This window comes from Gammaproteobacteria bacterium, assembly GCA_035279405.1.
Taxonomy (GTDB): domain Bacteria; phylum Pseudomonadota; class Gammaproteobacteria; order Natronospirales; family REEB76; genus REEB76.
The window spans coordinates 2,501-18,624 of record DATEHU010000042.1; the positions used below are offsets into that span (position 1 = coordinate 2,501).

Annotated in this window: 18 protein-coding genes and 1 tRNA gene (1 of these 19 cut by a window edge); 11 read left to right on the plus strand and 8 right to left on the minus strand. The window is 59.0% G+C overall.

From position 1 onward, the window contains the following. From radC to rpmG, 3 genes are all read left to right on the plus strand, one after another. A protein-coding gene (radC, locus tag VJR90_09905; protein ID HKV97790.1) for a DNA repair protein RadC crosses the window boundary here: on the plus strand, window positions 1-119 show its 3' portion. It extends 556 nt beyond the left edge of the window; only the last 119 of its 675 coding nucleotides appear in the window; its start codon lies off the left edge, out of view; its stop codon occupies window positions 117-119. Window positions 120-206: 87 nt separating this feature from the next. Then, a complete protein-coding gene (gene rpmB, locus VJR90_09910; GenBank protein HKV97791.1) occupies window positions 207-443 on the plus strand; it encodes a 50S ribosomal protein L28 in 237 nt (78 codons plus the stop codon). 12 nt (window positions 444-455) lie between these two features. Continuing rightward, a complete protein-coding gene (rpmG, locus tag VJR90_09915; GenBank protein ID HKV97792.1) occupies window positions 456-611 on the plus strand; it encodes a 50S ribosomal protein L33 in 156 nt (51 codons plus the stop codon). Window positions 612-719: 108 nt separating this feature from the next. Here rpmG and VJR90_09920 read toward each other — a convergent pair whose 3' ends face one another. Continuing rightward, window positions 720-1,874 carry a fatty acid desaturase gene (locus tag VJR90_09920; GenBank protein HKV97793.1) on the minus strand — a complete coding sequence of 385 codons (1,155 nt, stop codon included), beginning with the start codon at window positions 1,872-1,874 and terminating at the stop codon, window positions 720-722. Window positions 1,875-2,164: 290 nt separating this feature from the next. Here VJR90_09920 and VJR90_09925 point away from each other — a divergent pair, with 290 nt between their 5' ends. The 7 genes from VJR90_09925 (at window position 2,165) to VJR90_09955 (ending at window position 8,442) form a co-directional block, all read left to right on the plus strand. Then, window positions 2,165-3,130: an ATP-binding cassette domain-containing protein gene (locus VJR90_09925; protein HKV97794.1), complete on the plus strand. Its 966-nt coding sequence runs from the start codon at window positions 2,165-2,167 to the stop codon at window positions 3,128-3,130. Next, window positions 3,127-3,882 carry an ABC transporter permease subunit gene (locus VJR90_09930; GenBank protein HKV97795.1) on the plus strand — a complete coding sequence of 252 codons (756 nt, stop codon included), beginning with the start codon at window positions 3,127-3,129 and terminating at the stop codon, window positions 3,880-3,882. Before VJR90_09925 ends, VJR90_09930 begins: the two co-directional genes overlap by 4 nt. Before the next feature lie 5 nt (window positions 3,883-3,887). Further along, window positions 3,888-5,270: a GldG family protein gene (locus VJR90_09935; GenBank protein ID HKV97796.1), complete on the plus strand. Its 1,383-nt coding sequence runs from the start codon at window positions 3,888-3,890 to the stop codon at window positions 5,268-5,270. After that, window positions 5,267-6,166 carry a DUF4340 domain-containing protein gene (locus VJR90_09940; protein ID HKV97797.1) on the plus strand — a complete coding sequence of 300 codons (900 nt, stop codon included), beginning with the start codon at window positions 5,267-5,269 and terminating at the stop codon, window positions 6,164-6,166. The genes VJR90_09935 and VJR90_09940 overlap by 4 nt, the downstream gene beginning before the upstream one ends. Before the next feature lie 7 nt (window positions 6,167-6,173). Next, entirely contained in the window at window positions 6,174-6,989 is an 816-nt protein-coding gene (gene mutM / locus VJR90_09945; protein ID HKV97798.1) for a bifunctional DNA-formamidopyrimidine glycosylase/DNA-(apurinic or apyrimidinic site) lyase, read from the plus strand. A gap of 87 nt (window positions 6,990-7,076) precedes the next feature. Further along, window positions 7,077-7,745, plus strand: coding sequence for a hypothetical protein (locus tag VJR90_09950; GenBank protein ID HKV97799.1), 669 nt, complete (start codon window positions 7,077-7,079; stop codon window positions 7,743-7,745). A 142-nt stretch (window positions 7,746-7,887) separates the two neighbouring features. Continuing rightward, window positions 7,888-8,442, plus strand: coding sequence for a cob(I)yrinic acid a,c-diamide adenosyltransferase (locus VJR90_09955; protein HKV97800.1), 555 nt, complete (start codon window positions 7,888-7,890; stop codon window positions 8,440-8,442). Window positions 8,443-8,533: 91 nt separating this feature from the next. Here VJR90_09955 and VJR90_09960 read toward each other — a convergent pair whose 3' ends face one another. The 7 genes from VJR90_09960 to ampD all read right to left on the minus strand — a co-directional run bounded on the left by VJR90_09960 (window position 8,534) and on the right by ampD (window position 14,590). Then, complete coding sequence (locus tag VJR90_09960; GenBank protein ID HKV97801.1) at window positions 8,534-9,673, minus strand: toll/interleukin-1 receptor domain-containing protein; 1,140 nt, start codon at window positions 9,671-9,673, stop codon at window positions 8,534-8,536. Between the two features lie 345 nt (window positions 9,674-10,018). Continuing rightward, the gene (locus VJR90_09965; protein HKV97802.1) at window positions 10,019-10,651 is read right to left on the minus strand and encodes a hypothetical protein; all 633 of its coding nucleotides are present in this window, start codon (window positions 10,649-10,651) and stop codon (window positions 10,019-10,021) included. A 196-nt stretch (window positions 10,652-10,847) separates the two neighbouring features. Next, window positions 10,848-10,942, minus strand: a tRNA-OTHER gene (locus VJR90_09970). A 74-nt stretch (window positions 10,943-11,016) separates the two neighbouring features. Beyond that, window positions 11,017-12,045: an ATP-binding protein gene (locus VJR90_09975; GenBank protein HKV97803.1), complete on the minus strand. Its 1,029-nt coding sequence runs from the start codon at window positions 12,043-12,045 to the stop codon at window positions 11,017-11,019. A 113-nt stretch (window positions 12,046-12,158) separates the two neighbouring features. Continuing rightward, window positions 12,159-13,013 carry a cobalamin-binding protein gene (locus VJR90_09980; protein HKV97804.1) on the minus strand — a complete coding sequence of 285 codons (855 nt, stop codon included), beginning with the start codon at window positions 13,011-13,013 and terminating at the stop codon, window positions 12,159-12,161. 98 nt (window positions 13,014-13,111) lie between these two features. After that, a complete protein-coding gene (gene ampE, locus VJR90_09985) occupies window positions 13,112-13,978 on the minus strand; it encodes a regulatory signaling modulator protein AmpE (protein HKV97805.1) in 867 nt (288 codons plus the stop codon). A 27-nt stretch (window positions 13,979-14,005) separates the two neighbouring features. Further along, window positions 14,006-14,590, minus strand: coding sequence for a 1,6-anhydro-N-acetylmuramyl-L-alanine amidase AmpD (ampD, locus tag VJR90_09990; protein HKV97806.1), 585 nt, complete (start codon window positions 14,588-14,590; stop codon window positions 14,006-14,008). A 66-nt stretch (window positions 14,591-14,656) separates the two neighbouring features. On the opposite strand from ampD, the gene VJR90_09995 reads away from it, so the two are divergent. Beyond that, complete coding sequence (locus VJR90_09995; protein HKV97807.1) at window positions 14,657-16,012, plus strand: adenosylmethionine--8-amino-7-oxononanoate transaminase; 1,356 nt, start codon at window positions 14,657-14,659, stop codon at window positions 16,010-16,012. Window positions 16,013-16,124 lie beyond the last annotated feature (112 nt).

Below are 16,124 nucleotides of genomic sequence, written 5' to 3' on the forward strand. Positions count from 1 at the left end.
ACCGGCGACTGACCCAGCGCCTCAAGGAATCGCTGGCTTTGGTGGACGTGCGCGTACTGGATCATTTCGTGGTGGGCGACGGCGAGACGGCCTCCTTCGCGGAACGCGGACTGCTGTGACTGTCGAAGTTTGCCAAACCGGGCGTGGCTGCTAGAATACCGCCCCTTTCGCCCATGGGCGAAACTGCATTTCACGAGGATCGCAGCATGTCCAGGGTCTGCCAGGTCACGGGCAAAAGCCCGGTCACCGGAAACAACGTCTCGCACGCCAACAACAAGACGCGGCGGCGTTTTCTGCCCAACCTGCACAGTCACCGATTCTGGCTGGAGAGCGAGAAGCGCTTCGTGACCCTGCGTGTTTCCACCAAAGGCATGCGCACCATAGACAAGCTCGGCACCGAACAGGTGGTAGCCGAGTTGCGCGCGCGCGGCGAGAAAATCTGAGGACGACAGGACATGCGCGAGAAAATCAAACTGGTTTCCAGCGCCGACACCGGCCACTACTACACCACCACCAAAAACCGCCGCCTGCATCCCGACAAGATGGAAGTCAAGAAATTCGATCCGGTAGCACGCAAGCACGTGACGTACAAAGAGGCGAAGATCAAATAGAGAAATCGCGGCGGGGACCGCCGCTCCCACAATAAACCGGCCGCAACGATCAGTGGCCAACAAAAAACCCGCCAGCGGCGGGTTTTTTGTTGATGCGAATGCATATATTCAGGCCGGCTGTAACCTGTAGCCGCGCAAACGTTGGGCAAATTCCCGCAAGCTGACGATGCGCGCGGCTTCCGCCTGGTTAAGCCAATCGCGGAACTGTTGCAACAACCTTTCGTTTGAGAGTGTGTTGTTTTCCCAAAGCGCCTGCAGCCGCCGGCGATACTCATACACGGTGCGCAATGTCGGACTGCGCGCCAGGGTTTCCTGCAAACGCGTACGGCCGCGGGCATCGAGCAGCGTCTCGTCGCGGCTCAACAGCCGGCGGGCATGCGCAAACAAACCGCGGCTGGTGCCACTGGCTTGCTGCTTCTCGGTTTCCAGCGCCGGGCGAATGACTTCGCGGATGTAGTCCCGCAGCACGTGCATGCGGTTCAGCAGTACCGCGTGCACCGTATCCATGCCCACGGGTCCGCGCCGTGGCACGATGATGGGTTCCGGCGCCACGCGGCGGACTTTCGCCAGGCCGAGTTTCTCCAGCAGGCGGATGTAGGTCCAGCCGAGGTCGAATTCCCAGGGCCGCTGTGAAAACTTCGCCGATGCCGGAAAGGCGTGATGATTGTTGTGCAGTTCTTCGCCGCCGATCAGGAAGCCCCAAGGGAAAACGTTGGTGGCCGCGTCCTTGCACTCGAAATTGCGATAACCTGAATAATGGCCGACGCCGTTGACCACGCCTGCGGCCAGCACCGGAATCGCCAGCATCTGTACCGCCCACACGGTAATGCCCGGCAAACCCAGCAACAGTACATCCAGGACCAGCATCAGGCTCACGCCCAAAACCGCATGCCGGCTGTAAACGTGGCGCTCCATCCAGTCGTCCACCGTACCGCGGCCGTATTTGGCGACCGTTTCGCGATTACCAGCCTCGGCGCGGTACAACTCCGCGCCCTCCAGCAGTACCTTGAGCAGGCCTTTGACCCGCGGGCTGTGGGGATCGTCCTCAGTCTCGCAATGCGCGTGATGCTTGCGGTGCACGGCCACCCATTCGCGGGTCACCATACCGGTGGTCAGCCACAGCCAGAAACGGAACACATGTCGGACCGCGGGGTGCAATTCCAGGCCGCGGTGTGTCTGGTCGCGGTGCAGAAACAGTGTGACCGCCGCGATGGTGAGGTGTATGAAAACCGGCGCGATGATGAACAGGGCCCAAATAGGCAACCCCAGAAGACCATGAGTCAGGAGAAACGCGGACAACAACGGAGATACCTCAGCGCGACACAAGCAGAAAATGCCTGCGTGCGCACATTATAATATAAGCAACGGGGGTCCACGCGGATGTCGGCCGCCCGCACCAGCTTGCAATTACACCGCCAGCACCGTAAAACTACACCCATGGTCGGGAATTTTTCCGGCTTACGCGCGACGACAGGCCGTCGGCAGACCAGCGCAGGCAATTCGTCCACGTCTGCTGTTGTGTTTTTCACGCAATCCATCACGCGATTTATGCCATGAGTAACAATGATCTACTCGTGAAAGTGGAGAATTTGTATCGCTATTACGACAGTCATTGCGCCGTCGAGAATCTGAATTTCGAGCTGCACACCGGCGAAATCCTCGGGTTCCTCGGGCCGAACGGCGCCGGCAAGACCACTACCATGCACATGCTGACCGGCAACCTGGCGCCCAGTGCCGGCCGGATTCTCATCAACGGCGTGGACATTCTGGATGAGCCCAAGCGTGCCAAGAGCGCCATCGGTTATCTGCCCGAACAGCCGCCGCTCTATCCGGACTTCACCGTGGACGAATACCTGGATTACTGCGCGCGCCTCAATCGCGTAGCCCGCGCCCAGGTGCCCGCGGCACGCGCTTCCGCCAAGGAACGCTGCGGCCTGAAGGACATGGGCGCGCGACTCATCGGCAATCTCTCCAAGGGCTTCCGCCAGCGCGTCGGCATCGCGCAGGCCATCATCCATGCACCGCGCGTGGTGATTCTCGATGAGCCCACCGTCGGCCTGGATCCCATCCAGATCCGCGAGATCCGCGCGCTCATCACCGAACTCGGGCGCGAGCACGGTGTGATTCTCTCCACCCACATCCTGCCCGAAGTGCAAAGCGTGTGCAGCCGCGTGCAGATCATTCACCAGGGCCGGCTGGTGTTCAATGACACGCTCGCCGGACTCGCAACGCGCATGCAGGCCGCCAGCCTGCGGCTCGTCTGCCGGCAGACTCCCGACGTCGCGGCCATCAAAGCCGTGCGTGGTGTAACGGGGGTGGAAGTGCTCGACGATCGACAGCTGCGCATTGCGTTCCAGGGCGATACCAGCCCCGCGGAAGCGGTGGCCGCCGAAGTCCTGCGGCGCGGCTGGGGACTGCTGGAACTCACGCCGGAACGCAAATCACTCGAACAGATTTTCGTGGAGCTGACCGCTGCCGACGAAAATGTCGCAGTCGCCGCACTAGGGCAAGCCGCATGATGATCTTTACCATCGCCGGGCGCGAACTCAAGCACCTGTTCCTCTCGCCGCTCGCCTGGTGCGTGCTGGCAGTGATCCAGTTCATCGTTGCCTATCTGTTCTTGGTGCAGGTCGCTAAATTTCTGCAAGTAGCGCCTACGTTTGCAGACATGGCAAATCCGCCAGGTGTCACCCAAGCGATCGCTGTGCCCATATTCAGTGTCGCTAGCGTAATTATGCTGCTGGTGGTGCCGATCATGAGCATGCGCCTGATCGCCGAGGAGCGCCGCAGCGGCACCCTGAGTCTGCTGCTGTCCTCGCCGGTCAGCATGACTGAAATCGTGCTCGGCAAATATCTGGGATTGCTGATCTTCCTGCTCATCATGCTGGGGCTGATCACGCTCATGCCGTTGTCGCTCGCAATCGGCACACATCTGGATTACGGCAAGCTGTTTGCCGGCGTGCTGGGGCTGGCGCTGCTGCTGGGTGCATTCGCGGCCGCCGGCTTGTTTATTTCCACGCTCACCAAACAGCCGGTGGTGGCGGCTGTGTCGGGCTTCGGCTTGCTGCTGCTGCTGTGGATCATCAGCTGGGCCGGCAGCGGCAATGCCGAGTACAGTCCGGTGTTCCATTACCTGTCGCTCGTGGATCACTACAGCTCGCTGCTCACCGGCAGCTTCAACAGCGCCGACGTCATCTACTACGTGCTGTTCATCGTGGCGTTCCTCGTGCTCAGCATCCGCCGCCTGGATGCCTACCGCCTGCAGCACTGAGCCGCATGCGCGTCACCCGAAAATCCCGCCTGCAACTGCGCGCCCAGAACTGGGGCTTCGTGATTCTGTTCCTCGCGGTCATCGGCCTGCTTGCCTGGCTCAGCACCCGCTATGCGTACAACGCCGACTGGACCTACGGGCACCGCAATTCGCTCTCGCCCGCGAGCGTGCAGTTGCTGCACACGCTCAAAAGCCCATTGAGTTTCACCGCCTATGCGCGCGACAACACGGTGCTGCGCGAAGCCATCCGGCGCTTCGTCGGCAATTATCAGGAGGTCAAGCCCGATACCTCACTCAGCTTCATCAATCCGGAAACCGATCCACAGGCGGCGCGCAGCGCCGGTATTACCGGTGACGGCGAGCTGGTGATTGGCTATCAGGGGCGTACCCAAAAGGTCACGCAGATCAATGAAGCCGCCGTGACCAACGCCATCGAGGGCATTGCGCGCAGCGCGGATGAATATGTGGTGTTCCTGAGCGGCGACGGCGAGCGCGATCCGCACGGCCAGCGCAACTTCGATCTCGGCGATTTCGGCACGCAGCTCGAGCAGAAAGGCTTCAAGCTCGAAACTCTGAACCTCGCGGCCACTCCCAGCATCCCTACCAATACCGCGGTACTGATAATAGCCGGCCCGCAAGCCAATCTGCTGCCGGGCAGCGTCAATTTAATCAGTGACTACCTGAAACGCGGCGGCAACCTGCTGTGGCTGGGCGATCCGGGTCCGCTCTATGGCCTCGAGCCGCTGGCACGAGATCTGGGCATCGAGTTCGCCAAGGGCACCATCGTGGACCCCGACTCGCAGCTCTTCGGCATCACCAATCCCACCGTGATCCTGGTGGCCAAATACAACTCCGCTTCTGTGATCACCCGTGATTTCACCACGGCTACGCTGTTTGCCGGCGCCACCTCCATCAGCACCGCTCCGGGCAGCGCCTGGCAAGCGGAGAATTTCCTGCAAACCCTGCCGCGCAGCTGGCTGGAAACCGGCAAGCTCGAGGGCGATGTGAAGTACGACCCGACGCACGGCGACCAACGCGGGCCGCTCACCATCGGTGTGAGCCTGACGCGCGCAATCATGCAACCGGCCACGGCCAAAGGCGACGCGCCGCGGAGCATCGAGCAGCGTGTGGTGGTTACCGGCGACGGCGACTTCCTCTCCAATTCCTATTTGAACAACGGCGGCAATCTCGCGCTCGGCCTGAATATCCTCAACTGGCTGGCGCACGAAGACAGCTTTATCAACATCAATCCGCAATCCGCGCCCGACCGCACCTTGACGCTGTCGAAAAGCGACCAATCGCTGATCGGCCTGGGTTTCCTGTTCCTGATCCCGCTCGCGCTCATCGCCTGCGGGCTGATCATCTGGTCACGCCGCCGCCGCGCATGAAAACCCGTCTGTGGCTCAATCTGGTCTTGGTCATCATCGTCGCTATCCTCGCGGCGCTCGTGTACTTCAAGCCGGGCCACAAGACGCCAGCGCCGGCACCGGTTCTCACCCGCCTGCAGGAGCAGGATGTGAACTCGATCAGGATTGCCCAGCCGGATACCGCCACCGTGGAACTCGTGCGCGCAAACGGCTCATGGAGCATGACGGCTCCGTCCAGGCTGCCAGCCGATGAGTTTCTGGTGCAGTCGCTGCTCGACAGTCTGCCCGCCGAGATCAAGGGCAGTTTCAGCGCCGCCCCCGCAAAGTTGGCGCAATACGGTCTCGACCCCGCGCGCGTGCGCCTGTGGATCAACGGCACGGAATTCGATTTTGGCGACACCGAACCGTTGAATAACTACCGCTATGTGCTGAGCGGCGGACAGGTACATGTGGTCAGCGGCATGTTGTTCTACCGCGTCGCTCACCGCCCCTATTGGTGGGTGAGCAAGCGCCTGCTGCCTGAGCAAGCCGAAATCACCGCCCTGCAGTTGCCCGACGCCACGCTGACACTCAAGGGTGACAAATGGCATTTAGCGCCTGCCGATTCAGCGGTTTCCGCTGACGCCATCCAGACGCTGGTGGACAACTGGCAGAACGCCCAGGCCATTGGAGTTGAAAAGGCTCAGGCCGGCAAACCCGCGGGCGAAGTCGCAATTGAACTCGCCGGCGAAAAATCCGCGTTGCGCTTTGCCATTCTGCAAGAGCCCAATTTCTTCGTGTTGGCGCGTCCGGATCTGGGTATCGCCTACCAGCTCCCCAGCGCCCAGCGCGCGGCGCTCCTGACTTTCCAATCCGCTTCTTCGGCACCCAAACCTGCGAGCAAGGCTGACCACGCCCGAGCCGAAGGACACAAGTAGCTGTCAAATGCCGGAACTGCCCGAAGTCGAAACAACGCGTCGCGGCATTGAGCCGTATCTGCGCGGCCACAGAGTTACCAAAGTCAAAATCCGCAATCGCCGGCTGCGCTGGCCGGTGCCGCGCGCGCTGATCGAGAGCCTACCGGGTCAGCGCATCCAGGCCGTTACCCGTCGCGGAAAGTACCTGTTGCTGCATACCGCCGCCGGCACGGCGATTCTGCATCTCGGCATGTCCGGCAGCCTGCGGGTGTTGGCCGCGGATACCGCAGCCGGCAAACACGATCACCTCGACATCGTGCTCGAAGGCGGCTGCGCGCTGCGCCTGCACGACCCGCGCCGCTTCGGTGCGCTGCTGTGGACCACGCAGGACCCCGCGCGTCACAAGCTGCTGCGCGCGCTCGGCCCGGAACCGCTCACTAACGGCTTTGACGGCAACTACCTGTTCGAGAAATCGCGCAAACGCAGACTCGCGGTCAAGAATTTCATCATGAACAGCCACATCGTGGTGGGCGTGGGCAATATCTACGCCTGCGAAGCCTTGTTCCTGGCGCGCATCCACCCCGAGCGCAGCGTGGGCCGCCTCAGCCGCGAGCGCTGCATCGCACTCGCCGGGGCCATCAGGAAAATTCTGAGTGCCGCAATCCGGGCCGGCGGCACCACGCTGCGGGACTTTACTCGCGAGGACGGTCGCCCCGGTTATTTCCGCCAGCACCTGCGGGTGTACGGGCGCAAAGGCCGGGCGTGCCGGCGCTGCGGGCATCACATTGCGGCGCGCGTCACCGGCCAGCGCACCACGTATTACTGCCCACACTGTCAGACCTGAGCGCGGCGCGTTGAAGTAGTCCCGGCCAATGCGGGAATCCAGTAAAATCCCGTCCGTCCCACCGGCACCGCGGACGAGTCCCTGCACATGCAAGCCATTGCCCGCCTGAGTCACATGGTGATACGCCTGCCCAAGGTGGGGGGTGCAGTGCGGATGTACCTTTACGAGACTGCGGAGCGCGGCGGCCGCCCGTCGGGCTACAGCGTTGCGTTGCAGGCCTACGACGATCCGGTGCCGGTACTGTGCGAAAGCTGGATCGAGGAACACCGGATAACGGCACGCTACATTCCGCTCGCCAGTCTGCCGAACCTGGCCAAAGCCCAGCAGGCCCTGGTGGATTTCGTGCAGAAGAATGAATTCGAGCCCTACCTGATCGCGAACGACGCGGCGCTGCAACCGACTCTGGTAATGCCCTACCTGGACCGACGCCAGGAATTGCTGGCTCACGGCCGGGATCTGTCCGTCACCGATGCGCGGCCGGCGTTTCTTGCACGTCGCAGCCACGAGGCTTTCGAGTGCCTGGTCGCCAGCCACAGGAATCGCAAGCAGGCATTGTTGCGGGTGGTCACCAGCGAGCGCCTGGCGGAAGCGGACTTTCTGCTGTTCGAGGAAGTTCCGAATCTCACCTGGACGCGCGACACCTGGCTTACCTGGCTGGCCGCAGACCTGTATACGCAGGGATGGGAAGTGTTCTGGTCCGATGGATTCTCCGTACCGATAGCCAAATCCACCGTCGCGCCGGTATCCGACACCTGAATCGTGTCGGTCAGGCGTCGCCGTCCGGACGCGTGCATCGGCCCAAGCCGCTGCCAAACTTCCTGCCGGCGGGCCTTCGAACCGCGGCCCGCATTGCAGGGAACCGGCATACAATCGAATTCCCGCCGTTTGGAAATATCGCATGGGCCACCGGCTGAGCAAGATTTACACGCGTACCGGCGATGACGGCACCACCGGCCTCGGTGACGGCACCCGCGTGCCGAAAGACGATGCGCATGTTGAAGCCTATGGAACACTGGACGAATTGAACAGCGCGCTCGGCCTGTTGCTCGCCGAATCGTTGCCCAAGGATGTGACCGAGGCGTTGCAACCGATTCAACACGAACTGTTTGATCTCGGCAGCGAATTCTGTCTGCCGGGTTACATCGCCATCGCCGCGGAACACATCCAACGTCTCGAATCCACACTCGACCGGTTCAACGAGAACTTGCCGCCACTCAAGGAATTCATCCTGCCGGGCGGCAATCGTGCCGCCGCCCTCTGTCACTTGGCCCGCACCGTCTGCCGCCGCGCCGAACGCCGTGCCTGGACACTACACAAGCAGCATCCACAAAATCCCGAAAGCATCAAATACCTTAACCGACTATCCGATTTACTGTTTGTATTGGCGCGAGTAATCGCTCGCCAGAATGAGGGTCAGGAAGTGCAGTGGAAACATGAACGCAAAAATAATTAGTTTAACGATCTAACGCCCGCGTTCTGCGGCGGGACGAGCGCGGCGCGAGGACCGTCGGCTGGAACGCGTTGTTCGGCGTCATTGTCATGGGCTACTCATTCTTGATCGCCGCCCACAGGTCAGATACGACGTGATCGAGTCCTCGTGCTGTTGAAGATGCGAGACGATCCGCGAGGAGAGGGGAGAATTTACGAACATATGCGGCATCCACGTTGTGCCAAACCGGCAAGATCACCTTGACTCCATGCGACTCTCTGTCCATTAACGCATCAAGCTCTTTCTGAGGCCATTCCTTCTCCAGGAACTTCGGGCTGATGAGGACGATTCCAAAACGAGCGCCGGCTAGACCCTTATCAATGGATCTACGCAAGCTGTCCCCAACCCTTAGAGTGAACTCGTCAAACCAGACCTGAAGGCCTTTCGCCTTGAGGGCAATGGCCAAGGGCCGAGCGAAGTCATCCTTGTCTTCAGATGCATGTGACAGGAAGACGTCCCATTGGTGTTGGAGAGCCTTGTTCTTGGAAGTTGCCTTAGATGCTACAGGAACTGCGGCGGTGGGCGTTGTCGTAACCGGCTGCGCCGGGACTGCGGCTTTGATGCCGAAGGCCGCCTCAAGACCAGCCCCATGCTTTTGAAGTTTGGCCCTGCGTGATGCTATTGCTGCCCGAATAGTGTCGATCAGCCTTGCGTTCTCGCCCTCAACCTGTTTGCCTTGGTTATCGATGTAGAAGCGCATAGTCTTCATGTTCTCATCGAAGCGTTTTTTTGCTTCTTCTGGCCCCATATCCGCTGGGTATTCAATGATCACATCCAACGTGCCGTCACGTTGACCGTGTCGTGACATGACGTCGCCGTAAGGAAGAACACTTGTCCACGTGCTCGGCTTTAGCTTCCACAGGATCGGATCACCAGTAAATGGAACTGAGATCTTAACCCGGATGCCCGCAACATAGTGCGGGCCGCCATTCATCGAGAAATACCGAGAAGGGTCACCGCTCACATCGACTTTTGTTTCCTCTCTCGTCATGGAGAGGTTTGTTTCATCAATAGTAAGCGGAACGATAACGAAATCGTTTCGGACGAGTTCGATCAGAGACGACTCTTCTTCGTTAAATAGGTCAGCCTCGGGTATTGCCTCAACCCGATCTGGAATTTTCGCGAAGTGGGCCCGTAGCGTGGCGTCTAGGTCGCCTTGGTAGAACAGGTAGTTTCGCGTACGTCCGTATGCCATCGAGGCTGCCCCCTTTAATGATGCTGTTGCCGCCGTAACCCCAACCACCAAGAAAACTCGGGATCATGGAGAGGTCGCGAATGCGCTGTTTCTCCTCACCAGTCAAATGCCTCGCTATCAGTATTAGCAAGGGGTCTGGTCTTGAATTATCAGGTTTCCTGATTAACTGTCTTGCTAACAGCTGTGTAATGCAATACTAGGACATTAAATAATTTATATTTCAAGACTCGACCCCATCTCACAAGCTCAGGTACGATTTAGGTGATGCGTGCCTTTGCTGTAGCAAAGGCACAGCGTGTCAAACGCTACCACAACGGGTTATTAGGTAACATCTCTGCCCACGCCTTACAACAGATCGGATGCCTCGACCAAGGTGCTTTCTGGCGGATTTGTGATGCCATATTCGTTCTTCAACCAGGTGGTGACGAAGCTCTTTCTACGGGACATGTCGAGACTCGCATATTTTGATCGAAATTTCGAGTGTCGCTTTTTATCGTCCAATGCTAGCTGTACCGCTTCGGCACAGTACCGCTCTACATTTAGTTGTTTAAGTACCTTGGTATCAAGCTCTTCAACAATGTCATGGGCTGCTTTTATTAGGGACGCCGTTTCTTTGAACGTTAGTGGCGCACCGCGTTCAGCTTTGTCGACCAAGCGATCGACGATTAAGCCGCGATATTTATCAGCAATGAAGGAAGCGGAATTTAATAGCGTTCGCCTCGTCACCTCTTGGACAGCATTGTCGTTTGCCTCATGAAATATGTTGTTTCGCCAAGTAATCAGCACATCAACAAGTGCGACTAGCTCTGAATTAACTTCATAGTACTGATTAACCAAGCCTAAACGTTTACTAACTGACCGACCAATTTCCTGGAGACCCTTTGACAACTCTGTGCTTTCGATACATCGAGGTTTTCTATCCAGCAAGCTGATGTACATATCGATCGAATCGACAGCCCAACCAAGAAATGATTTCATGACAAAATTTCTGCTTCGAATCACGGATGCAGATTTGTTTTTTGGATTCCACGAGGTCCGGAGGACTTCTGGCGCCGCTTCAACCTCCGAATTGTCCAGTGTGTGCAAGGCAATCAAAGACGTAACCAGAAAATGGTTCGCCTGTCCGAGGCGTGCTTTGAAACGAAGGCGAGCAGGAGTTGCTTTCATTTTGTGAAGTACAAGGAAGGAATCGAACCTTCGTCTTTCCCTTTGAAGAAGGCCATTTGGCCTCTATGAAGGGGAACGTCTTTCCAATTGGACCACAAGTACATTTTGCCAACTAACGTTAAAGCTCAGCTGACGCCCGCGAGCGCAGCAAGTAGGTAGTCTGCTGGAGCAATTCCCTATACATCATTATTTCCAACTATTGCCATAGCAATATCGTGTTTTTCACCTTCTGCAAATGAATCATCTGCAGTTTTACGGACAAACAAATCATATTGCTGCTGTATGTCATGAGCATTTCTCTCAATCATGAATTCATATCTTCTAGATTCACCAGAACCAACTGTCCCAGATATTTTAAGCACACCTTCAAATGGTGGAGTTAACGAAAAATTAATTATTAAAGGTTGCGCATTCGCTCCTGGTGGTAAGCGATATCCAGGTGCGCTTATAAGGCTAACCTGTCTACCGAAATCAATGCTACCTGTCCAATTAGCCCGATCAGGTATCTGAAATGTCATTCTTGAGTCATTGCCTGGTAATGATTGCATAAGGCATGTACAGAAAATATCGGAAGCAATTCCCGGCCCCTCATTATGAATTGCAAGACCAAACGAAATGCATAGTTCGATACCTCTGAGCTCTGGGATTGCGAGAATATATTGATGAAATACATGTGGCTGTGGCCTTCTCCCAAACATACCAGCTAGAACATCATGAGGTACTGGAATAAAGTCAGAGCCGGCACGAATAAGATATTTTTTATCTGGAAGCATTTGGTGTGGTGCCGAGTTGCTTTTCGGAATCAACGTAACTACAAAGCCTCTATTTTCACCGACATCAATCACGCAATTTTCAACACCAGAATGTGGTGGAACTGTGCAACCCGAACTTACGCCCTGCAATAAACTCGAAAATCTAGTTGGGTTATTTATGAAGACCTCAGTATGGGCGACGTCCGCGCCATCAACATCTAGGGAACAGTCAACGCCCCATACAATTACACCACCTTCTGAGTTTCCAAAGCCTGAAATTGCTTTTGCTAGATTCTTTCTGTCAATGTTAGATAATCTACGACCATTTCCATCATCAAAAGAGCGCTTAAAATCTAAGAATAGATCCTCTGATCTTCGTTCTGCAATGAATTCCTCTATTGCAGCCTGCCCGCACTCTTTAATACGTTCGTAAATTTCTAGACATCTTTCCATGGTTTACCTGCAAAAGCTTGGGGTCAGGTCTTGTATTGATACATTTGGCAATGTCTAATCATTGCCTTGCATCAATACAAAACAAAACCTAACCCCATTTCACTCCTTAGCGGTCATTGGTTATAAGATTTACCAGGATACTTCTTGTTGCGCTCTCGCACCTTCTCTAAATCCTCACATAGCTGTTTTCCGCCCTGCAGAATCCGCGGTGTGGCGCGGACCAGCAGATCACCGGAAATGCTAAACAGGTTGCCGGTATGCACTGCGCTTATCTGCGGCCAGCGTTGCCATTCCTTGAGGCGCGCGACGGCGCCGGGATCGTCGCCGGTGACGACGGCCTGGGGATCGCGGGCCAGCACTGCTTCCAGACTCACGGACGCGGCGGGTGCGGTCACATCATCAAAGATATTTCGGCCGCCGCAGAGTTCGAGCATGCGGCTGATGATCTGTTTTCCTCCGACGGTGTACAGCGGCTCGGCGGAAATCTCGTAGAACACGCGCACGGATCTGCGCCCGCCATATTGCTGCCGCAGCTTTCCCAGGCCGGCCAGAAACGCCTGCGCGGCAGCATGCGCTTCCGGTTCATGGCCCGTAGCCTTGCCGATGAGTTCGAGGTTGGTCGCAATGTCAGCGAGTCGGCGTGTACCGATGACAAGTACCGACAATCTCAGTGCACGCAGGCGTTCGATGGCTGAAACCGGTGTGCCTCCTTGCCACGCCAGAATCAGATCGGGCCTGAGCGCAACGATGCGTTCCAGATCGAAGCGGAAGGCATCGCCGATGCGCGGAAGTTTCTTGGCCGCCGCCGGATAATCGCTGTAACGGCTCGTGCCCACGAGCGAAGCGCCGGCGCCGGCGTCGTAAACAAGTTCCACAAGGTCCGGCGCGAGGCTGACGACACGTGTCGCGGGCGCAGCGAGCGTAAGCGATTGACCGTCAGCACCGCTAAGCGTAATGGCAGCGTGCACGAGCAAAGGGTGCCATGCCAACAGCAGAACCATCAGCAGGCAAAGACGGATACCCGCTTTCGCGGGTATGACGGATGCAATTCGCGCGCGGAAGGTTTTTACCACGCCCAGATGACGAGTGTCAGGAGCGCGTACACCACCATCCAGATGATGAGCGTGCGGCGCACCAGCACCAGCGCGGCGCGCAACCGCTCGGTGCCGGCATCCCGGCCGCTGGCGCGCAGCGCACCGAGTCCCGCGCACGCCAACAGATCCTCGTTCAACTGGTAAAACCTCATGGTGCTGTTGGCGTAAAACGTCTTGAGTTCGGAAAGCGCGTCCTCGAAACTGCCGGCCAGACCGTAACCCAGCGCCGCGAGATGCGCCGGGATCCAGGCGAGCACGCCGTGCAGGCGCCCCACCGCCTGGATGAATTCCGTGGAGCGCGGTTCCGCCGACGGCAGACGCCGCAGAAAATCCGTGCTGCGATACAACACCGCACCCGCCGGCCCGAGCAGCGCGAACCAGAACAGGATGCCGAACAGCCGCTCGTTGGCTTCGGAAAACACCGCGTGCGTCATGGCCTCCGAACAGGCGGCCGGTTCGGCCGGCGGCTTGGCACGCAACAAGGCGCGCGCCAGTTCCTCGGCGCGCTGGGTGTTGCCGGAGCGCACCGCCGCGATGTATTCATCGGCCTGGGCGTGCAAATCCTGCGGTCCCAGCGTCAGCAGCAGGATCAGCACCGCGAACGCAAAGCCGAGCCCGCCCCAGATGTGATCCAGCAGATGACCGATGAACAGGGTCACGACCGTGGGCACGAGCACGATCACCAGCACGCCGAAGCCCGCGCGCCAGAAATCCGCGGCCTGCGTCAGAAAGCCCAGGCTTTCGAAATACGCGTGAAACCAGCGCGGTCCGCGCAGGTGCTCGAGATGGCGCAGGGCCAGATCCAGCAGCAGGCTGACAAGCAAGGCAAGAAAACTCATGGCATTAGTAAAACCGTCCGCCCGCCGTTACGCAAGCTCGGCGCGCAGGCGCAGCCAGTCGAAGGCCGGGCCGGGATCGGTCTTGCGCCCCGGCGCGATGTCCGCATGCCCCACGATGCGCGCCAGTGTGATGCCGGGATAGGCCGTCATCAGCGCGCGGCTGACCTGGACCAGTTCGGCATATTGCCTGTCGGTATAAGCCACATCGTCGGCTCCCTCCAGCTCGATCCCGATGGAAAAATCGTTGCAGGCCGCCCGGCCCTCGAACGCCGAGACCCCCGCGTGCCAGGCACGGCGCGTGAACGGCACGAACTGCCGCAGCTCGCCGTCGCGGCGGATGAGTAGATGCGAGGCCACGCGCGGATTGGCGATCTGCCGGAAATAAGGGTGCGCCTCCACGGGCAGGCGCCCAAGGAACAGGTGCTCGATCCACGGCCCGCCGAATTCGCCGGGCGGCAGGCTGATGCCGTGGATCACGAGCAGGTCAACCGCGGTGCCGGGCGGGCGGGCATCGCAATGCGGCGAGGGGCTGAAGCGCGCACCTTCAATCAGACCCGCGAGCGGATCCACCCGTCTTGGCCCAACAGGCGCGTTGCCGGTGGGATTACGCATGCCCGCATGTTGCCGGGAATTTGCCAAATGCGCAAAATGCCGGCCTCACCCGCACCAGAAAATCGCATGTCCGCCAACGCCGACTTCGTCCGCCGCGACCTCGCTGTGCTCTGGCACCCCTGCACGCAGATGAAGGACCACGAGTGGCTGCCGCCGATTCCCATCCGCCGCGGTAAGGGGGTATGGCTCGAGGATTTCGAGGGCCGGCGCTATCTCGATGCCATCAGCTCCTGGTGGGTGAATCTCTTCGGCCATGCCAATGCGCGCATCAACGCGGCGCTCGCACAGCAGGCCCAAACGCTGGAGCACGTGATTCTCGCCGGCTTCAGCCACGAAGCCGTGGTGGAACTTTCTGAACGGCTGGTCAAACTCGCGCCGCCCGGATTGACGCGCTGCTTTTACGCCGACAACGGCTCCTCGGCCGTCGAGGTGGCGCTCAAGATGAGTTTCCACTACTGGCGCAATCTCGGCCGGCAGAAAAAAACCCGCTTTATCAACTTGAGCAATAGCTATCACGGCGAAACCCTGGGCGCGCTCGCGGTGGGCGACGAGCCGCTCTACAAACGCACCTACCAGCCGCTACTCATGGATGTCATCACGGTGCCGAGCCCCGATTGCTTCAAGCGCGAGCCCGGTGAAAGCTGGGAAGCGCACACGCGCCGGATGTTTGCGCACATGGAACGCGCGCTCGCCGAACACCACGAGGAAGTTTGCGCGGTGATTCTCGAGCCGCTGGTGCAATGCGCGGGAAATTTCCGCATGTACCATCCGGTGTATCTCAAGCTGCTGCGCGACGCCTGCGACCGCCACGGCGTGCACCTGATCGCGGACGAGATCGCCGTGGGCTTCGGGCGCACCGGCACGCTGTTCGCCTGCGAGCAAGCCGGGATCACGCCGGATTTTCTGCTGCTCTCCAAAGGCCTGACCGGCGGCTACCTGCCGCTGTCGGTGGTCATGACCCACGACAAAATCTACCAGGCCTTCTACGCCGACTACGCCAAGCTCACTGCGTTCCTGCACTCCCACAGTTACACCGGCAATGCGCTCGGCTGCCGCGCGGCGCTCGCCACACTCGACATTTTCCGCGACGACGACGTGATTGTGAAAAACCGCGCCCTGGCCACGTGCATGCACTACGCGGCCGCACCGCTCGCGGCTTTTCCGCAGGTCGCGGAAATCCGCCAGCACGGCATGATTCTCGCCATCGAAATGGTCAAGGACAAAAACACCCGCGCGCCCTATCCCTGGCAGGAACGCCGCGGACTGCGGGTCTATCAACACGCACTCGAACGCGGCGTGCTGCTCCGGCCCATGGGCGACGTGATTTACTTCATGCCACCGTACGTGATCACGCGCGATGAAATCCAGCTGCTGGCGCAGGTCGCGGCGGAAGGCATCGAGTTGGCAACTCGTGAGGCGTGAGGCGTGAGGCGTGAGGCGTGAGGCGTGAGGCGTGAGGCGTGAGGCGTGAGGCGTGAGGCGTGAGGCGTGAGGCGTGAGGCGTGAGGCGTGAGGCGTGAGGCGTGAGGCGTGA

What these genes read in the sequence shown, in the direction of transcription:
- VJR90_09955 (HKV97800.1), top strand. Translation starts at nt 7,888, where the DNA reads ATGGGCCACCGGCTGAGCAAGATTTACACGCGTACCGGCGATGACGGC.
- VJR90_09940 (HKV97797.1), top strand. Translation starts at nt 5,267, where the DNA reads ATGAAAACCCGTCTGTGGCTCAATCTGGTCTTGGTCATCATCGTCGCT.
- rpmB (HKV97791.1), top strand. Translation starts at nt 207, where the DNA reads ATGTCCAGGGTCTGCCAGGTCACGGGCAAAAGCCCGGTCACCGGAAAC.
- VJR90_09975 (HKV97803.1), bottom strand. Translation starts at nt 12,045, where the DNA reads ATGGAAAGATGTCTAGAAATTTACGAACGTATTAAAGAGTGCGGGCAG.
- VJR90_09935 (HKV97796.1), top strand. Translation starts at nt 3,888, where the DNA reads ATGCGCGTCACCCGAAAATCCCGCCTGCAACTGCGCGCCCAGAACTGG.
- VJR90_09930 (HKV97795.1), top strand. Translation starts at nt 3,127, where the DNA reads ATGATGATCTTTACCATCGCCGGGCGCGAACTCAAGCACCTGTTCCTC.
- VJR90_09925 (HKV97794.1), top strand. Translation starts at nt 2,165, where the DNA reads ATGAGTAACAATGATCTACTCGTGAAAGTGGAGAATTTGTATCGCTAT.
- VJR90_09960 (HKV97801.1), bottom strand. Translation starts at nt 9,673, where the DNA reads ATGGCATACGGACGTACGCGAAACTACCTGTTCTACCAAGGCGACCTA.
- rpmG (HKV97792.1), top strand. Translation starts at nt 456, where the DNA reads ATGCGCGAGAAAATCAAACTGGTTTCCAGCGCCGACACCGGCCACTAC.
- VJR90_09965 (HKV97802.1), bottom strand. Translation starts at nt 10,651, where the DNA reads ATGAAATCATTTCTTGGTTGGGCTGTCGATTCGATCGATATGTACATC.
- VJR90_09950 (HKV97799.1), top strand. Translation starts at nt 7,077, where the DNA reads ATGCAAGCCATTGCCCGCCTGAGTCACATGGTGATACGCCTGCCCAAG.
- ampD (HKV97806.1), bottom strand. Translation starts at nt 14,590, where the DNA reads ATGCGTAATCCCACCGGCAACGCGCCTGTTGGGCCAAGACGGGTGGAT.
- VJR90_09995 (HKV97807.1), top strand. Translation starts at nt 14,657, where the DNA reads ATGTCCGCCAACGCCGACTTCGTCCGCCGCGACCTCGCTGTGCTCTGG.
- ampE (HKV97805.1), bottom strand. Translation starts at nt 13,978, where the DNA reads ATGAGTTTTCTTGCCTTGCTTGTCAGCCTGCTGCTGGATCTGGCCCTG.
- mutM (HKV97798.1), top strand. Translation starts at nt 6,174, where the DNA reads ATGCCGGAACTGCCCGAAGTCGAAACAACGCGTCGCGGCATTGAGCCG.